The sequence below is a fragment of the Psychrobacter sp. T6-1 genome (genome assembly GCF_052258445.1).
Genome location: NZ_JBQQFC010000389.1, coordinates 1 through 1,889, shown reverse-complemented (window position 1 = coordinate 1,889; position 1,889 = coordinate 1). Strand labels below are relative to the sequence as shown.

Here is a 1,889-nt window from a genome sequence, read left to right as displayed (position 1 = left end):
ATCGATAAGGCAAAGAAGTTCTGATCGACATTAATAATGACACTATGGGCGCACAAGGGTTTGCGCGGCGTAATGAGCTGTTCAAGTAGCGCATGACCAAAGATATAAACCGCAGCTTGCGCATCAGCATGGGGCTGCTTTGGATTATCCCAACTAGCACGCGGCGCAATCAAACAGCCTTGCCAATCAAAATTGATCAAGGCCTCGCCAACGCTAGGGTTCGAGGTCACTGACACCGCCCCATTTTCGTCAAACACGGTGATCGTATCGCGCACGCGTCCGCGATTGCTTTGATTATCTTGTTCGTCGCTGTCTTGTTCATCGCTTCGCTTGCTTATCTCGAGCATATGATAATAATTGAGCACAGCTTTGGTCTTGGGAAAGGTGAGCCAAATACTACCATTAAATAAATCATGCAAGTTATCACGAGTCGGAATATTGCCTGTTGAGCCGATAAACTGCTCGTAGCCTACGCCCTCTGGTAGCACGTTTTGCGAGACAAAGTTAAGGGTATGCCTGTCATGATCAAGCGCAGGTTTCGTAGTCGGCTGCGGTATTTGTGAGTCGTCACTTTGCTGTATTAAAGCTATATTTAAAACGCCAGCGACAACGTCTAAGTGTTCGGTATTATCAAAAGTCGCACTATTATTATGCGCAGCACTTAGCTGCTCTATGGTTTGGCTCAAATAAGTGAGTTGGCTTAAATGACATAACCACGGTGCTTGCCAGTCGATGTTAGCAAAAAGTGATTTTTTAGCATTTATTGCATTGTTCGAATGGACGGTAACGGGTAAATCAATGGGGTTCATGACAAGTATCTCTAGCAGGCATTTGGCTTGGCTATGGTATCATAAAGCGCTTTTTAGTTAGGTAATCTCACCCTTTAGCGCTAATGATAACGAGAATATATGGCAAATTTTAATACCCACTTAAATGGCGCTTTTGCTATTAGTGGGCTGACAGCATTGACGGTCTATAAGGCTGGACTCATTGATGATTCTGGTTTTTTGATGTGCGTAGCGCTTGGCACGATGGGCGGGCTGCTCCCTGATTTGGACTCGGATAACTCAACACCGATCAAGCTTGGCTTTAATATGGCCTCCTTTGTATTCGCCTTTGGGCTGGTGATGCATTGGCGTAGCGAGCTGAGCTTACTGTCCCTCATAGCGCTATGGCTGGCAGGTTATGGATTTATGCGTTACATTGTTTTCAACATCTTTACCAAAATGACGGTACACCGCGGCGTTATTCACTCGGTGCCTTATATGGCAGTACTAGGGTTAGGTCTAGTGAGCTTGAGCTATTATGTACTTGGCAATGCGTTAGCGGCTAGTTGGTTCTTTGGGCTGTTTTTGTTTGGCGGGGCGATGGTGCATCTCGCTTTAGATGAGCTCTACAGCGTCAACCTAATGGGTATGACAATGAAGCGCTCATCGGGCACAGCGATGAAGTTTTATACGCATAAAGATAAAGGCTGGTACTTGCTGCTCTATGTCCTAATAGCCGTACTGATATATTTCGCGCCGCCCTTTACCGAGTTTTGGCAGCAATTGCGCGATCCTCAACCTTGGGCGCAGCTTAGAGTGGGTATGTTACCTGCGATGATAGAGAACTATTTGCGTTAAGATAACTAAATAAAGAGCTATAAGGGTACGGTATGCCATTATGTCCTTGCCAAACAAATCTAGTAGCTAGGGTAAAAGCGCCACTGGCTTATAGCGACTGTTGTCAGCCGTATCATAAAGGTGTCAGTAAAGCTGAAACTGCGGAACGTTTGATGCGTACTCGCTATAGCGCTTTTGTGCTCATCAAACCTGAATATATTGTTAAGACGACTGTGCCCGCGCAGCAAGCACTACTTGATATCAAGTCAATTGAGAGCTGGGCAC

Annotated in this window: 3 protein-coding genes; 2 read left to right on the top strand and 1 reads right to left on the bottom strand. The window is 45.8% G+C overall.

The features are described from left to right. Window positions 1-809, bottom strand: an 809-nt coding sequence (locus ACTXGO_RS13100) for a DUF3025 domain-containing protein (RefSeq protein WP_443574832.1), incomplete at its 3' end; no start/stop codon positions are given. A 99-nt stretch (window positions 810-908) separates the two neighbouring features. On the opposite strand from ACTXGO_RS13100, the gene ACTXGO_RS13095 reads away from it, so the two are divergent. Together ACTXGO_RS13095 and ACTXGO_RS13090 are read left to right on the top strand one after the other, a co-directional pair. Then, on the top strand, window positions 909-1,625 hold the full coding sequence (locus ACTXGO_RS13095) for a metal-dependent hydrolase (RefSeq protein ID WP_443574831.1): 717 nt from the start codon (window positions 909-911) through the stop codon (window positions 1,623-1,625). A gap of 32 nt (window positions 1,626-1,657) precedes the next feature. Next, the coding region (locus tag ACTXGO_RS13090; protein ID WP_443574830.1) for a YchJ family protein at window positions 1,658-1,889 on the top strand (232 nt) is incomplete at its 3' end.

Bases quoted from the DNA above. Each gene is read 5' to 3' on its own strand.
- ACTXGO_RS13095 (WP_443574831.1), top strand. From the start codon at position 909: ATGGCAAATTTTAATACCCACTTAAATGGCGCTTTTGCTATTAGTGGG.